General features: G+C 66.0%; 8 protein-coding genes, 1 pseudogene and 1 riboswitch. Of the genes and pseudogenes, 6 read left to right on the forward strand and 3 right to left on the reverse strand.

The window, feature by feature from the left end:
* A pseudogene (locus tag AC07XB_RS23290) lies at positions 1–77 on the forward strand (hydrolase); the annotation flags it as partial.
* A 98-nt stretch (positions 78–175) separates the two neighbouring features.
* Positions 176–272, forward strand: a riboswitch (glycine riboswitch).
* 168 nt (positions 273–440) lie between these two features.
* Positions 441–1,709 (forward strand): D-amino acid dehydrogenase, encoded by a 1,269-nt coding sequence (locus AC07XB_RS23295; protein WP_492375744.1) that lies wholly within the window; start codon positions 441–443, stop codon positions 1,707–1,709.
* Positions 1,710–1,722: 13 nt separating this feature from the next.
* Here AC07XB_RS23295 and AC07XB_RS23300 read toward each other — a convergent pair whose 3' ends face one another.
* Entirely contained in the window at positions 1,723–4,152 is a 2,430-nt protein-coding gene (locus AC07XB_RS23300; RefSeq protein ID WP_492831488.1) for a DUF3772 domain-containing protein, read from the reverse strand.
* A gap of 355 nt (positions 4,153–4,507) precedes the next feature.
* Between AC07XB_RS23300 and AC07XB_RS23305 the strand changes: the two genes are divergently transcribed.
* Together AC07XB_RS23305 and AC07XB_RS23310 are read left to right on the forward strand one after the other, a co-directional pair.
* The gene (locus tag AC07XB_RS23305) at positions 4,508–5,506 is read left to right on the forward strand and encodes a helix-turn-helix domain-containing protein (RefSeq protein ID WP_492375742.1); all 999 of its coding nucleotides are present in this window, start codon (positions 4,508–4,510) and stop codon (positions 5,504–5,506) included.
* Between the two features lie 167 nt (positions 5,507–5,673).
* Positions 5,674–7,305 carry an MFS transporter gene (locus tag AC07XB_RS23310; RefSeq protein WP_492831489.1) on the forward strand — a complete coding sequence of 544 codons (1,632 nt, stop codon included), beginning with the start codon at positions 5,674–5,676 and terminating at the stop codon, positions 7,303–7,305.
* A 16-nt stretch (positions 7,306–7,321) separates the two neighbouring features.
* Here the strand turns inward: AC07XB_RS23310 and AC07XB_RS23315 are convergent, their stop codons facing one another.
* Together AC07XB_RS23315 and AC07XB_RS23320 are read right to left on the reverse strand one after the other, a co-directional pair.
* Positions 7,322–8,509 carry an MFS transporter gene (locus tag AC07XB_RS23315; RefSeq protein ID WP_492831490.1) on the reverse strand — a complete coding sequence of 396 codons (1,188 nt, stop codon included), beginning with the start codon at positions 8,507–8,509 and terminating at the stop codon, positions 7,322–7,324.
* Between the two features lie 20 nt (positions 8,510–8,529).
* Positions 8,530–8,928 carry a response regulator transcription factor gene (locus AC07XB_RS23320; protein ID WP_492831491.1) on the reverse strand — a complete coding sequence of 133 codons (399 nt, stop codon included), beginning with the start codon at positions 8,926–8,928 and terminating at the stop codon, positions 8,530–8,532.
* Between the two features lie 343 nt (positions 8,929–9,271).
* Here AC07XB_RS23320 and AC07XB_RS23325 point away from each other — a divergent pair, with 343 nt between their 5' ends.
* Together AC07XB_RS23325 and AC07XB_RS23330 are read left to right on the forward strand one after the other, a co-directional pair.
* Positions 9,272–13,630 carry an ATP-binding protein gene (locus AC07XB_RS23325; RefSeq protein ID WP_492831492.1) on the forward strand — a complete coding sequence of 1,453 codons (4,359 nt, stop codon included), beginning with the start codon at positions 9,272–9,274 and terminating at the stop codon, positions 13,628–13,630.
* Positions 13,631–13,851: 221 nt separating this feature from the next.
* Positions 13,852–14,511, forward strand: a complete 660-nt coding sequence (locus AC07XB_RS23330; protein ID WP_492375737.1) for a response regulator transcription factor — start codon at positions 13,852–13,854, stop codon at positions 14,509–14,511.
* The last annotated feature ends 115 nt before the right edge of the window (positions 14,512–14,626 follow it).

Below are 14,626 nucleotides of genomic sequence, written 5' to 3' on the forward strand. Positions count from 1 at the left end.
CCTACACCATGGTGCACAAGGCCGCGCAGCGCACCGCCACGCCGCACGCGTCGATCGCCCCGGTTCCGGCCCGCTGATATTCTCGGCCTGAACCCGCAGGGAAATTCCCCAGGCAGTCAGACTAGTGCTAAAGTTCCGAGCCATGCCATCTGGTATTACCTGGCGGCATCATGCAAAGTTGATATCGGGAGAGACTGCCTGGCCAAGCGCCGGGCAGCGCCGAAGGAGCAACCGCCCCGGAAACTCTCAGGCAAAAGGACCGGTATCACGTTTGAACTCTGAAGAACCCCGGCGCTCGTCAGCCGGCGGTACCGAAGGAGCAAGCGATCCCCGCCACCCCCAAAGTGGCGTATCGTGAATCTCTCAGGTCAAGGACAGAGGGGGCGTCTTTTGCGCATGCTGCGCAAGAGGCTCCCATCCGACGTCCTGGAACCATAGAGATGAAATCAATTGCCGTTATCGGTGGTGGCATCACCGGCGTGACCACTGCCTACGCGCTCGCCAAACGCGGTTTCTCGGTCACCCTGCTCGAAAAACACCGCTATGCCGCCATGGAAACCTCGTTCGCCAACGGCGGCCAGCTTTCCGCTTCCAACGCCGAAGTCTGGACACACTGGTCCACCATCCTCAAGGGCATCAAGTGGATGCTCAAGAGCGATGCGCCGCTGCTGGTCAACCCGCGCCCGAGCTGGCACAAGCTGTCCTGGTTCGCCGAGTTCATCGCCGCCATTCCCCATTACCGCAAGAACACCATCGAGACCACGCGCCTGGCGATTGCCGCGCGTGACCACCTGTTCTCCTGGGCGGCGGCCGAAGGCATCGATTTCGACCTGAAGAAGGAAGGCATCCTCCATATCTATCGCGACAAGGCGGGTTTCGAGCATGCAGGCAGGGTATCGAAGCTGCTGGCCGAGGGCGGGCTGGAGCGCCACGCGGTCACGCCGGAAGAAATGCGCGCCATCGAGCCGACCCTGGCCGGGCAGTACTACGGTGGCTATTTCACCCAGAGCGACTCTACTGGCGACATCCACAAGTTCACCAGCGGCATGGCCGCGGCTATCGACCGCCTGGGCGTGCGTTGCCTGTACAGCCAGGATGTCCAGTCGGTCAGCACTGACGGCCGGCAGGTCACCATCGTCAGCAGCGACGGCCAGCAGGCCGAATCGCGCGTGTTCGACGGCGTGGTCGTCTGTGCCGGCACCGCCAGCCGGGCGTTGGCGGCCAGCCTTGGCGATCGCGTCAACATCTATCCGGTCAAGGGCTATTCGATCACCGTCAACCTGAACGACGCGCAAAGCCAGGCGGCCGCGCCCGTCGTGAGCCTGCTCGACGACGAGACCAAGCTGGTCACCAGCCGCCTGGGCGTTGACCGCTTCCGCGTGGCGGGCACGGCGGAGTTCAATGGCTACAACCGCGACATCCGCGCCGACCGCATCCGTCCGCTGGTGGAGTGGGTCAACCAGTGCTTCCCCGGTGTCAGCACGCGCAGCGTGGTGCCCTGGGCCGGCCTGCGGCCGATGATGCCTACCATGCTGCCGCGCGTGGGCCGGGGCCGTGCGTCCTGCGTGTTCTACAACACCGGCCACGGCCACCTGGGATGGACGCTGTCGGCGGTCACTGCGGACATGATCGGCGATGTGGTGCAGCAAGCCATGGGCGCCAGGCGTGCGCATGGCGTGCAGGACTCGGTGGCGCTGGTGACTCCGTAAGGGGCCGGACGCGTTACGCGCCAAGCGCGGCCATATTCTCCACCCGCAAGGTCTGCGGGACCGACAGCGAGATATCGGCCGCGCGCAGCCGCTTCAGTATCTCGAACAGCAGGTCGCTCTTGGTCGCGGTGGCGATCCGCGGGCTGCCTACGTAGCCCGTCACGCTTAGCGTGATCCCGTTCGGCGCCAGCTGGCTGAACGTGACGGATGGCGCGGGCTTGTCGAGAATCGCTTCATTTTCCCGATAGGAGTCGAGCAGCAGTTCGCGCACCTGTTCAGGATCGATGTTCAACGGGAAGGTGAGCAGCAGCGTCGCGACGCCTTGCGTGCTGTTGCTCATCGTCACGTTGCGCAGGTTCTGCGAGATCAACTGCGAGTTGGGCACGATCACGGTCGAGCGGTCGCCCAGCAGGATCTCCGTCGCGCGCACGTTGATGCGCTTGATGTCGCCCTCCACGCCGCCGATGCTCACCATGTCGCCGACCTTCACCGGGCGCTCGGTCAGCAGGATGAGCCCCGACACGAAGTTCTTGACGATCTCCTGCAGGCCGAAGCCAATACCCACGGACAGCGCGCTGACGATCCAGGCCAGGTTTTCCCACCTGACGCCCAACAGCGACAGCGTCAGCAATACGATCAGCACATAGCCGATGTTGCTGAACAGCGTGATGAGCGATGCGCGCAGGCCCGCTTCCATGCAGACCTTCGGCAAGAGTTCCGCGTCCAGCCAGCGCCGCACCGAGCGCAGCAGGTAGGTGCCGACCGAGAGCGCGATGACAGCGTTCAGGATGCGGTCGGGCATGATGTTGAGGCTGCGCAGCCGCTCGCCGCCTAGCATCGTCAGCAGGCTGTTGAGCAGGTCGCTCGGCGTGGTGCCGAAGCCGCCGGTCAGCAGCGCGATGACGGCCACCAGGAGCAGCAGGCTGGTGCCGATCCCCGAGAGCACCGTCGACGCCTGCGCGAGATGGCTGTCCCCGAGTCCGAATAACTGCTTGATGACCTTGCCGCTTGGATGGTGCGCGCTGAACACGCTTTCGCAGACGTCGCGGGTCAGTTGCGTCAACAGGTACAGGCTGCACAGGACGATGTCGATCCAGACAAGCTCGTAGGTCAGGAAGCGCGCGAACGTGATGTAGCCGATCAGCAGCGCCATCAGCGAGGCGACGACCGTCACCGTTACGCCAGCGTGGATCAGGCCGGCAAAGGTGGAGCGCGATTCAGGCCGCTCGCCCGCAGCGGCGAGCTTCGTGCGCACGCGGTTGGCGCGCAGCAGCGCCGCGCCGATTGTCAGCACCACCACAAGCGACACCAGGCCGCGGCCTAGCAAGGTCACCTGCAGGCTTGTGTCCGCGGTCCGGTTGAGTTGCTCGAGTGTGCCGGCGATCAGCAGCAGGCCCGCGAGGACACTAGGGAACGGACGCATCGCCAGCGCGACCTTGTCGGCGAGCGCAGGCACGCGCCATGAGGGATGGCGCGTGCACAGCAATGCCCGTCCCAGGCCCGCGATCAGCGCGCTTGTCAGCGTCAGCTTGCCGAGTTCGCTGATCAGGTCCTGCACCTGAGCTGGCAATTCGTAGTGCGGGGCGAAAGCAAAACACACAATCTGTACCGCGATGGCGGTTGCCGCAACCGTCGCGAGTGCCGTTGCAAGCGCGAGTGCGCTGCGCCGCAGCCGGCTCTCGGGCAAACGGGTCAGACAGAACCATGCCAGCGCCCGCTCGATCAGCCGCCGGCCGATGGTCCAGGCGCCGATCGCAAGCAGCAGAAGCAGGGCGGTGATTGCCTGCCGCCCGGGCTGCCAGGCCAGGTCCCACAACGGGGTAACTTGCCCCATGAACGCGTTTAGCCGCTGCTGGTCCTCCTGGCTTGGCGCGAACAACGGCTCCCAGAATGCCATGCTGAGAATGCTGGCCGAGCGCAGCGCGAGCTGGTTCTTCAAGCGGCTGCGCTGCAGCTTGGCGATCTGCTCGGTCAGGTTGGTGACATTGCCCTTGACCTCGGCCGCTTGCTTCAGTCCGCTGTCCAGTTGCGCCTTGCGCGCGTTCAGGTCTGCCCTCTGCTGTGCGACTGCAGCGGCCTCCGGTGTGGTGCCGGCGGCGGGTGGCGGCCCGAGCACGTCGAGCTGTGCCTGTAACTGCGCACGCTGGGGCGTGAGCGCCGCGCTCAGCTTGTCGACGTCGCCTGCCAACTGGTGGATGGCGTCATCCAGCCCTTCGAGCTGCGTGCCGCTGGTGGGCGACGATGCCAGTTGCTTGATGCGGTCCTGCTCGGTCTGGAGCCGTTTCAGCTCGGCAACGGCATCCGCGCGCGATGGCGGCCTGGTCGCGGGAGCATCCGCATTCGCGGTGGTGTCGGCGGCTGCCGCGGCCGGAAGCGCTGTGGGGATCAGGTGCAATAGCGCAACCAGCACAAGGCTCAGCGCGAGCCTGGGGAGTTTGCTCATAGAAAGAGATAGATCCTTACTGATCGGCTTGCCGGGCCGGCAATCGCGCAGGTTCGCGTGGATTGCCATGGCTCGTCAGACGGTCGATGACCGGCGGGCGACGATCAGGATGTTGGGCGGCCGCGCGGCGATCGAGATGGGAGTCGATCGGAGCGCCAGGGGCGATCTTGCCGGCGTGTGCTCTATAGTCCGTCGGACTATTGGCGATGCCGCGTGATTGGCACGCCGCTTGATACGGGAGAATTGCCTGAAAGAGTTTGAATTATACAGAAGGCATCGCGCGCCCTTGGTTTTCAGCAGGCAACAGGCGCTTGCGTCACTCGACCTGTACCATCCAAGGTTTCACGCGAGCTGCATGCAAGCTCTGCTATTCTTGGTCAGCCGCGGCTGCCGCGGCGTGGGTTTTCATGGTGGTGGTTTATTCCCGTGTGAGATCATGTCCGTCAACGCCAATGCCTCCATCTCGCTCGCAGCCCCTGTATCGATTGACGCATTCGGGTGCGCCGCGGAAAAGCTCTCCAAGGATCAGAAGCTCGCCGGCAGCGAGATCCAGTTTTTCCGCAAAAGCTCGCCGGGCGAGAAGGCGAGCCAGGTTATCACTTCGGCGTCGAATCGTGGCTTTCTGGTCGGGGTTTCGCTGTGCACCGGACATCGCCGCCGGGTGTTTCATGAGCGCCGCGCGAGTACCCACGAATTTGAAAGGAACTCCATCTATATCCGGAATTTCTTTGAAGACTATAAAGCCGATTTTTATGGTTATTTCGATTTCATCCTGCTGGAGATTTCCCGCACCTTTATCGAGCGCACCAGCGCGGAACTAGGCCGCTCGCGCATCCTGGGGCTGCGCAGCGCGGCGGGAGAGCAAGACCAGGTACTGGCGCATCTCGCCCAGGCGGCGGCGCCGGCGCTGAGCCACCCCGGGATGGCCAGCAAGCTGTTCGTCGATCAGCTGGGCTTCACCATCGGGACCTATCTCGTCGAGCACTATGGGAATGGATCCGTCGCGACGCCCAAGACAAACCGGTTGCTGTCGCAACGCAGCGTGGCGATGGCCAAGGAAATGCTGATCGCCAAGATCGATGGCGATCTGTCCATTGCGGACGTCGCCGACGCCTGCAACCTGTCGCGTAGCCATTTCACCCGTGCCTTCCGGGATACGACTGGCCAGACACCCTATCAGTGGCTGGCGGCCCAGCGCCTGGAGCGCGCCCGCGGGCTCCTGCGCGAATCAGGGCTCTCCCTGGCGGAAGTGGCCGTGGCTTGTGGCTTCTCCGATCAAAGCCATTTCACCCGCGTGTTCTCGCAAGCGGTCGGCGTCTCTCCCGGCAACTGGCGCCGCAGGGTTCACGCCTGACGCGCTGGGCGCAAGGCCAATGCGTCGGCGCCGATGCTAGCCGGTGCCGAGGCACAAAACAATTGTCCCTTGGTATGGGTAGACGGCGCCCGCTGTGCTCCACACAATGCGGCTGTGCCACTGTTGGCATTACCACCGTCAGTGCCTGAGCAACTTGCGACCAAGCCATGAATGACTCTCAAGCCGGCACTGCCGGCACGCCTGCCGCCGAGCGCGGCAGCGCCGGTGCTGCCGGCTCGCCGTGGAGCCCGCTGCGGCACCGCACTTTCCGGATGCTATGGATCGCCACGGTGGCGTCCAATGTGGGCACCTGGATGAACGACGTGGGTGCCAGCTGGCTGATGACCTCGCTCGATCCCGATCCCCTGATGGTCGCCCTGGTGCAGGCAGCGGGCAGCCTGCCGATGTTCCTGTTCGCCCTGCCGTCCGGGGTGCTGGCCGATATCGTCGACCGGCGCAAGTACCTGATCTTCGCGCAGCTTTGGACGCTGGTCGTGGCGACCACGCTGGGTGTGCTTGCGCTTACCGGCCTGGTCAACGCCCATGTGCTGCTGCTTGCTGCGTTTTTGCTGAGTACCGGCGCGGCGATGAGCTCGCCGCCGTTCCAGGCCATCGTGCCGGATCTGGTCGACAAGGCGGACTTGCCGCCAGCCATTGCGCTGAACTCCCTGGGGATCAATATCAGCCGTGCGATCGGCCCTGCGCTGGGCGGCTTGATCCTGTCGTTCTCCGGGCCCGCGGTGGTCTTTCTGCTCAACGCGCTGTCGGTGCTGGGCGTGACGCTGGTGCTGTATCGGTGGAAGGCCGAGCCCGCCCGGCGGAACCTGCCGTCCGAGCATTTCTTTTCGGCCGTGCGTGCCGGCCTGCGGTACGTGGAGGCCGCGCCGCTGCTGCGGGTCGTGCTGGTCAGGGCGGTCGCGTTCTTTCTCTTCGGCAGTGCCGGCTGGGCGCTGCTTCCGCTGGTGGCCAGGCGGGAACTGGGCCTCGGTCCGGGCGGATATGGCTTGCTGCTGGCCAGCATCGGCCTGGGCGCCGTCGGTGGCGCCCTTGTGCTCCCCAAGTTGCGCGGCCGGGTCTGCGCTGATCGCATGGTGGTGCTGGCAAGCCTGCTGTTCGCGCTGAGCTTGCTCGCGCTGGCCTATGTGCGGCATTTCTGGCTGCTGGCAGCCGCACTGCTGTTTGCCGGGCTGGCTTGGATCGCGGTACTGTCCACACTCAATGTGGCCGCCCAGCGCAGCGCCGCGGGCTGGGTCAAGGCACGCGCGCTGGCGGCTTACCTGACCGTGTTCTTCGGCGCCATGACTGCGGGGAGCGCGCTATGGGGCAAAGCCGCCGCGCTGCTGGGCATTCCCGTCGCCCTGGTGCTGGCGGCAGCGGGGCTGGTCCTTGCATGCGCCACTGCACTGCGGTGGCGACTGGGCATCTCGCCGGAACTGGACCTGGCGCCTTCAGGTTTTCTGCACCCGGGTGCACTGGACGTGGCCCACGACCGTGGGCCGGTGATGATCTGCGTGGAGTACGAGGTTGCGCGCGAGGATACGGCAGCGTTCGCCAAGGCCGTGCAGGAGATGCGCCGGATTCGTCGTCGCAGCGGTGCGCTGTCCTGGGGTGCCTACGAGGACCTGGCCGCGCCCGGACGCTTTATCGAGACCTTCCTGGTGGAGTCGTGGCTGGAGCATCTGCGCCAGCACGAGCGCCACACCATGAACGACAAACTGATCCAGACGCGCGTGCATGGTTTTCACCGCGGTGCCGCGCCGCCCGTCGTGCGCCACCTGGCAGCACCGGACGGCAGCTGACCACCCCTGCGCCGGATCAGGGCGGGGTGGCGTCCAGGCGCGGCAGCAGTTGCCTGGACAGCGCCAGGATCAGCAGGATCACGAGCACGCCGCTGATGGCGAACAAGGCCGGAATGCCGGCCGTGTCCACCAGGCGCGCGGCCAGCAGCACGCCAAGGCCCTGGCCGGCGAACAGGCAGAACGCAAACAGGGCGACGGCGTTCGCGCGTTGCGAAGGCGCCATCTGCGTGGCGGCGGTTTGCATTGCATTCAGGACGATGTAGTAGCCACAGCCCGCGCACAGGCACCCCGCGGCGATCCAGAGCCAGTGTTGCCCAAGCGCAATGCAGGCCATCCCCACGCCAAGCAGCGCGGCCGCCAGCCTGGCCAGGCGCTGCCGTCCCATCCTGCGAATCAGCGCCGGCGCGAAGCCGGCGTACAGCAGCCCGCCTATGCCGTGCATCGACGTGATGGCGCCGGCCGCTGCCAGGGACAAGGCAAAGCGGAGCTTGAGGTAGGTCGGCACAAAGGCGAACACGCTCGGGCAGAGCAAGCCCAGCAGCAAGGTCATGCTGAGTACCCGGCGCACCCATGCGGATTTCAGCAGGGTTGCTGGCCCCGGCCGCGGGCCGGGTGCCCCGCGCTGCCAATAGCCGGCCGTTTCATCGCGGCGTGCCAGGCTGGCCAGGATCGCGGCCACGCAGGCGAAGCCGGCCGCCAGCAGCGCGAAGGCGGCACGCCAGCCCAGCGCATCGGCGACGAGCCCGGATACCCATTGGCCGGTCATCAGTCCGCAGATCGTGGCCACCGAATAGCGCGCGAGCAGGCTCTGCCGCGAGACCAGTGGTTCGGTGTCGCCGAGGCGCGCCAGGCAGATCGGGATGACGCCCGCGGCTGCGGCGCCGGCCATGGCGCGCAGCACCACCAGCCATTCGAAGCCAGGCGCCAGCGACTGGCTGAAATTGGCAACGGCGCAAGCCATCAAGGCAGCCGCGATGACACGCAGCTTGCCATAGCGCTCGGCCAGGGGCCCGTAGATCAGCTGGAATGCGGCGTAGGCAAGCATGAAGCTTGTCACCGCCACACCGGTCTTTCCCGTGGAGATCCCAAAATCGCGAGACAAGGCCGGCAGCAGCGTGTCGGCAGCCCGGATGGAGGCGGCGGCAAAGAAGCCGCTCAGGCCCAGGGCAAGCCGCTCGTGGCGCATGCCGAGTGCCAGGGGCATCACGCTTTCGGACATCGTCTTCAGTCCCCTGGCGGCGGCCCGGAATTCGCGCTTCGCGCCAGCACGTTCCCGATGCAACGGATGATGTCAGCTTCCATGAACGGTTTGCTGAGAAAACAGACAGCGCCGATCGCCTCGGCGCGTTGCCGGTAGCGCTCCTCGGGGAAGGCCGTCATGAAGATCACCGGCGTGGAAAACCCGCGTGCGCGGAGGTGTTCGCAAAGCGCGAAGCCGTTCATCGCGGGCATCTGCACGTCGGCGACCAGGCAAGAAATGGCATCGATGGTGTTTGACTGAAGCAGATCGTTCCCGCTCGCATAAAGCTCGACGCTCATGTTGAAGGAGCGGAGCAGGCTTCCCAGGGCTTGTCGGACAGCAGCATCGTCGTCGACGATGGCGATCACCGGGGTAGCTATCACACGATGTTCCTCCTTTTGTCATGAGCGGTGACGAAGCGGTCGGAGGCCCCCATCGCTTGCTACGAGGATATCGCGCTGTCGCACTCAGTGGAATCATACGGTGGTATTGTCGGCATCGGTCAGGGATTCCCCCCGGGCGCGCAGGGGAGGGCCGTCCGGCCGCGCCGTCCCCACCGTGCTATCAGGCCAGGCCTGGTCCGTGCGGGCAAGGCCTGACGTGGCCGGGGGTAACACCAAAGTATGAGACGGCGACACCGGCGCACGCCTCCTCTACAGCGGATTGCTCCTCCTGGGCGCAATATACTCTGAGATTCCCAGCTTTCATGATGCGGTCCCAGGTCCGATGAATTCGTTGCGCAGCTACAAGCTCGAGTATTTGCTGGACGGTGAGATCGCGCTGCTTCGCGGGACCGCCGCCGGATGCTCGCCCGTGCTGCTTTCGCTCGCCGGCCCGGCTGCCAGCGCGGCTGGCGTACGGCGACGCCTCGAGCACGAATACACCTTGCGGGACCTGCTGCGATCCGATTGGGCAGCGGTCCCGGTGGCATTGATCCGCTATGACCGCAGGCCGGCCCTGCTCGCGGCCGACGAGGGAGGCTTGCCGCTGGCCCAGATGCTTGGCCAGCCGTTCCCGCTGGATGCCTTCCTGGAAATCGCAATCGCCGTGTCCGCCGCGATTGCGGCCATGCACGAATCCGGCATCGTCCACCGGGACATCAAGCCTGCGCATCTCCTTGTCGCACCGAACCGGGAACGGGCCTGGATTACCGGGTTCGGTATCGCCACCGTCGCATCGTCCGGCACTTTGCCAGCCGCGGAACCCCAGATGCTGGCGGGAACCCTGGCCTACATGGCGCCCGAGCAGGCCGCCAGGGGCGAGTCGGCAGTCGACGCACGGGCGGACCTCTACGCGCTGGGCGTGATCCTGTATCAGATGCTCACGGGTGTCCTGCCGCTCGAAGCCAGCGAGCCGGTCGGCTGGGTGCACAGCCATTTCGCGAGACTGCCGGTGGCGCCGTCCGAGCGCAACGACGCCGTTGCGCCAGTGTTGTCGGCCATGGTGATGCGGTTGCTGGCCAAGGCGCCCGAGGAACGCTACCCCAGCGCGAGCGCGCTTGCCGGCGAACTGCGGCGATGCCTTGCGGCGTGGCGCAACCAGGGCAGCCTGGATCTGGTCGCGAGCGCTCCATTGCCTGACTCGCCGGATATCCAGGGCGATGCGCCGGGTTTGCTTGCCGAGGGCCTGCAGCGACTGCCGCCAGAAACAGGCGCCTTGCTGATGGCCCTGTCTTGCCTGGGCAGCACGGTGCCGGCGGCAACCGCGGCTCAGGCGCTGGATGTCAGCGAGGCACGCCTTGGCGGCCTGCTGGCCGAAGCCGTGGCCGGGGGCTACATCGTGGTCGGCGGCGCCTGCTATCACTTCGCCCACGAACGGGTCCAGGAGGTGGCCTATGCCTTGATCCCGGCACCCGATCGCCCGGCCTTGCACCTGCGGCTTGGCCGCCGGTTGGCGCAGCGGGTGGAGCACGGTGACGACAGCGGTGACAACAGCGGTGACATCGGCGGTGACATCGGCGAAGGCAGCCGCGACGGCGGCGTCTTCTGCGCGGTTGATCAGTTCAACCGGGCAGTCGGCATCCACCTCGATGGCGGCGAGCGGCTCCAGGTTGCCCAACTGAGCCTGGAGGCCGCACTTCGCGCGATGAAGACAACCGCCTACGACCGCGCCAGTGCCTATTTTTCCGCCGGCGAGCGATGGCTGCCAGACGGGGCATGGGAGACCCATCACGCATTGGCGCTGGCGTTGGCGATGGGGCGCGCCGAGTGCGAATTCGTTGGTGGCCGGCTCGGCGCTGCCGCGGCCAGTTTGCTGGACCTGAGCGCCAGGACGCGGACACCCTATGACCTGGCGGCGGTCACGCGGCTGCAAGTGGCGGTGCATACGGCGCTTGACCAGTCCGACCACGCCGTCCGGCTGGGGCTGGGGTTCATCCGCACGATGGGCCTGGACTTCCGGCCCGGCGCGCGGGGGCAGGTGGAGGAGGAGTACCAGCGCTTGCTTGCATTGCTGGGCGATCGGCCGGTCGAGTCGCTGGCCAGCTTGCCGCGCATGCATAGCCCGGTGTGGCGCGCCACGCTCAGCGTCTTGGCCGAGGTGATGTCGCCCGCGTCGTTCATGGACCGGAACCTGCGCGACCTGATACCGCTCTGGATGGTGCTCATCAGCCTGGAGCATGGCAACGACGAAGCCTCCTGCATTGCCTACGTTCACCTTGGCATGACGATCGGGCCACGCCGTGGCGACTACGGGCTGGGTTATCGCCTGGGCCAGGCCGGCCTGGCGCTGGTCGCGCAGGAGGGCATGGGCCGCTTTCGCGCCAAGGTCCATATGTGCTTTGGCGCGTTGCTGCTGCCGTGGACCCAGCCCATCCGCGGTGGGCGCGAACTGATCGAGCGCAGTTTCGAAGAGGGCCGGCAGACGGGGGATTTCAATTTCGCTGCCTACAGCCGCAACCAGCTGGTGACCCATCTGCTGGCTTGCGCGGAGCCGCTGGCCGACGTGGAGGCGAAGATCGAGGCTGGCTTGGCTTTCGCCCGCTCGCTGGGCCTGGGGCGGGTCGTCGACATCCTGAGCGCGCAGGCCAGGTATGTTGCGGTGCTGCGGGGCAGGGCCGCGGGCTGGATGGCGCTGGACGCCAGCGAGCCGGGGCTGCCGGAAGCCGAGGCAAGACTGCAGGCCGACCCCCGCCTCGCCGTCGCCGCCTGCTGCTACTGGATTCGCAAGCTGCAGGCCTGCTTCGCCGCGGACGACTATCGGGGGGCGCTGGACGCGGCGGGCAAGGCGGAGCCGCTGCTTTGGACCGCCCCGTATTTCCTGGAGATCGCGGACTATCATTTTTTCGCGGCGCTCACGCTGGCCTGGGCGCCGGTGTTCCCGGGCCACACAACCGGCCACACATCTGGCCACGCGCCTGGCAGCGCGCACGCGGCGGCCTTCAGGCGCCATCACGACCAGCTGAGCGCCTGGGCACGGGAGAATCCCGCCAACTTCGGCGCGCGCGCGGGCATCCTGTCGGCCGAAGCCTTGCGCATGGCGCGGGAGCCCTTGCAGGCCATGCGGCAGTACGAACAAGCGGCCCGCCAGGCGAGAGAGCGGGACCAGGTTCATGACGAGGCCCTGGCCTACGATCTTTGCGCGCGCTGCTGTTTCGAACAGGGCCTGGCGGCGCCGGCAATGGCTTACCTGCGCAAGGCACGCGATGCCTATGGCAACTGGGGCGCCGACGGCCAGGTGCGCAAGCTGGAGGCGCGCGCTCGCGCCCATGACGGCACGGATCTGGACACGGGCCGCGCGGCCATCGAACAAGCCGGCGTGGCGGCCCTTCAGCCCGCTACTTACATCGGCCCAGCCTCCCAGCTGGACCTCGACACCGCCATCAGGGCGACGCAGACGCTGGCCGGCGAGATACAGCTCGACCGCCTGATCAACACGCTGCTGACAACCACCCTTCAGCAGGCGGCCGCGCAGCGGGCGCTGCTGTTTCTCCGGCAGGACGGTGCACTGCGCTTGGCCGCGCAAGCCCGCACCGAGCGATCCGGCATCGTGGTCGACCTGGATCCGGCCGGTGCCGTGCCCTATCCCCGTGCCATCGTCGACGCGGCGCTCACGACCCGCGCGGATTTTGTCCTCGACAATGCCAGGACGCATGCGAAGTTCGGGCAGGATCCGGACGTCCGGGCGCGCAGCGTGCGCTCGGTGGCCTGCCTGGCGTTGGCAAAGCAGGCCGAGCTGATCGGCGTGCTTTACCTGGAGAATAATCTGGCAGATGCGTTGTTCACCGGCCGGCGAATCAACCTGCTGGCCATGCTGGCCTCCCAGGCGGCCATCTCGCTGGAGAATGCCAGGCTGTATGCCGAGTTGCTGCGCCAGAACCAGGAGCGCCAGCGGGCACAAGCCGAACTGGCGCACGTCTCCCGTGTCACCACGCTTGGCGAGCTGGCGGCATCGATCGCACACGAGGTCAATCAGCCGCTGACCGGTATCGTCACCTATGGCGGCGCGTGCCTGCGCTGGATCAACCGTCCTGAACCCAATCTCGATGAAGCGCGTCATGCGGTGGAGAACATGATCGCGGAAGGACTGCGCGCAAGCGAGGTGATCCGGCGCATCCGGGCGCTCGCGCGCAAGGGGGAGTCTCGTCGCTTGCCGTTGCAGCTGAGCGACCTTGCGGCCGAGACCGTAGCCATGGTGAAGCACCAGGCCGAGGCTCACGCCATCGTCATTGCCCAGGACTGCGTGGCCGGGCTGCCGCAAGTGCTCGGCGACCGCATCCAGTTGCAGCAGGTGATCATCAACCTGCTTGTCAATGCCATCCAGGCAATGTCATGCCGCCGCCCGGGGCGCCGTCACCTTCGTGTCACCACGGCGGCGCCAGCCGAGGGCCAGGTACTGTTGCGCGTGGAGGATACCGGCCCGGGTATCGAGGCGGGAAAGCTGGACAAGCTGTTCGAGGCTTTCTACACCACGCGCGAGCAAGGGCTGGGCATGGGCCTGTCGATCTGCCGATCGATCGTCGAAGCGCATGGTGGGTCCATATGGGCCGAGTCTCCCGTGCGCTCCGCGGCGCAAAGCGGCCAGCATCCGGCAGGCCCTGGCGCGGCCTTTTCCTTTGCCTTGCCTGTGCCGCAACCACAGCCGTGACCTCTCTTAAAGTGATCGCTGTTCAACTTGGAATGTGAGGTGCGCGCTAATCAGCCACAGTAGACAAAAGCCGGCACAAATTGACAATATGCCGGCAAGGCAAAAGCGTACAGTGCCCGCGGGGAAGCCACACGGCGACACAGCCCCGCGCAGCCCGACACAACGATTGACGTTGTCCGCGTTCTTGCTGGTGCCTTTGAAGCTGACTGGAGAAACTGACCGTGACAATTCAAAGCCTGGAGCCTGTCGAAACGATTACCCCGGACGAAGGGTTGGTGCTGGTCGTCGACGACGACGCGCTGCTGCGCGGTGCGCTGGGCAACCTGTTTCGCTCGGTCGGCATGCGTGCCGCGCTGTTCGGCTCGGCTGCGGAATTGCTTGAATACCGGTTGCCAGAGGCACCTTGCTGCCTGGTGCTCGACGTCAGGCTGCGCGGCCAGAGTGGACTGGACCTGCAGGCGCACCTGGGGCAACTGGGCATCTGTGTCCCGATCATCTTCATGACAGGCTATGGCGATATTGCCATGACCGTGGCAGCGATGAAGGCTGGCGCGGAAGACTTCATGGCCAAGCCGTTTCGCGATCAGGACCTGCTCGATGCGGTCTCGGCGGCGCTCGAGAAAGACCGCCGGCGACGCGAGGGAATGCGCAGGGCCCAGGGGCTTCGCAGCAGTTTCGAGACACTGACGCCGCGCGAGTCGGAGGTGATGGCACTGGCCGCATCCGGGCTGATGAACAAGCAGATTGCCAGCCGCATCGGCATTAGCGAGGTGACGGTAAAGATCCACCGCGGGCAGGCCATGCGCAAGATGAAGGCGCGCACGTTTGCCGATCTCGTGCTGATGGCCCAGCAACTTGGCGTCTGCCACGTCGCGTGCTAGCCGCGCAGGGATAGCCACGCCTGCACATCCACACGCCTCGCGCCGGGACGCCTGCCTCGCCTACAATTTGTTCTGCATGGCTGCAATGGCCCAATCAGAAAACGAAGCAAGGCGA

It is taken from the genome of Cupriavidus sp. GW821-FHT02F09 (genome assembly GCF_059421605.1).

What these genes read in the sequence shown, in the direction of transcription:
- AC07XB_RS23295 (WP_492375744.1), top strand. Translation starts at nt 441, where the DNA reads ATGAAATCAATTGCCGTTATCGGTGGTGGCATCACCGGCGTGACCACT.
- AC07XB_RS23300 (WP_492831488.1), bottom strand. Translation starts at nt 4,152, where the DNA reads ATGAGCAAACTCCCCAGGCTCGCGCTGAGCCTTGTGCTGGTTGCGCTA.
- AC07XB_RS23305 (WP_492375742.1), top strand. Translation starts at nt 4,508, where the DNA reads ATGCAAGCTCTGCTATTCTTGGTCAGCCGCGGCTGCCGCGGCGTGGGT.
- AC07XB_RS23310 (WP_492831489.1), top strand. Translation starts at nt 5,674, where the DNA reads ATGAATGACTCTCAAGCCGGCACTGCCGGCACGCCTGCCGCCGAGCGC.
- AC07XB_RS23315 (WP_492831490.1), bottom strand. Translation starts at nt 8,509, where the DNA reads ATGCCCCTGGCACTCGGCATGCGCCACGAGCGGCTTGCCCTGGGCCTG.
- AC07XB_RS23325 (WP_492831492.1), top strand. Translation starts at nt 9,272, where the DNA reads ATGAATTCGTTGCGCAGCTACAAGCTCGAGTATTTGCTGGACGGTGAG.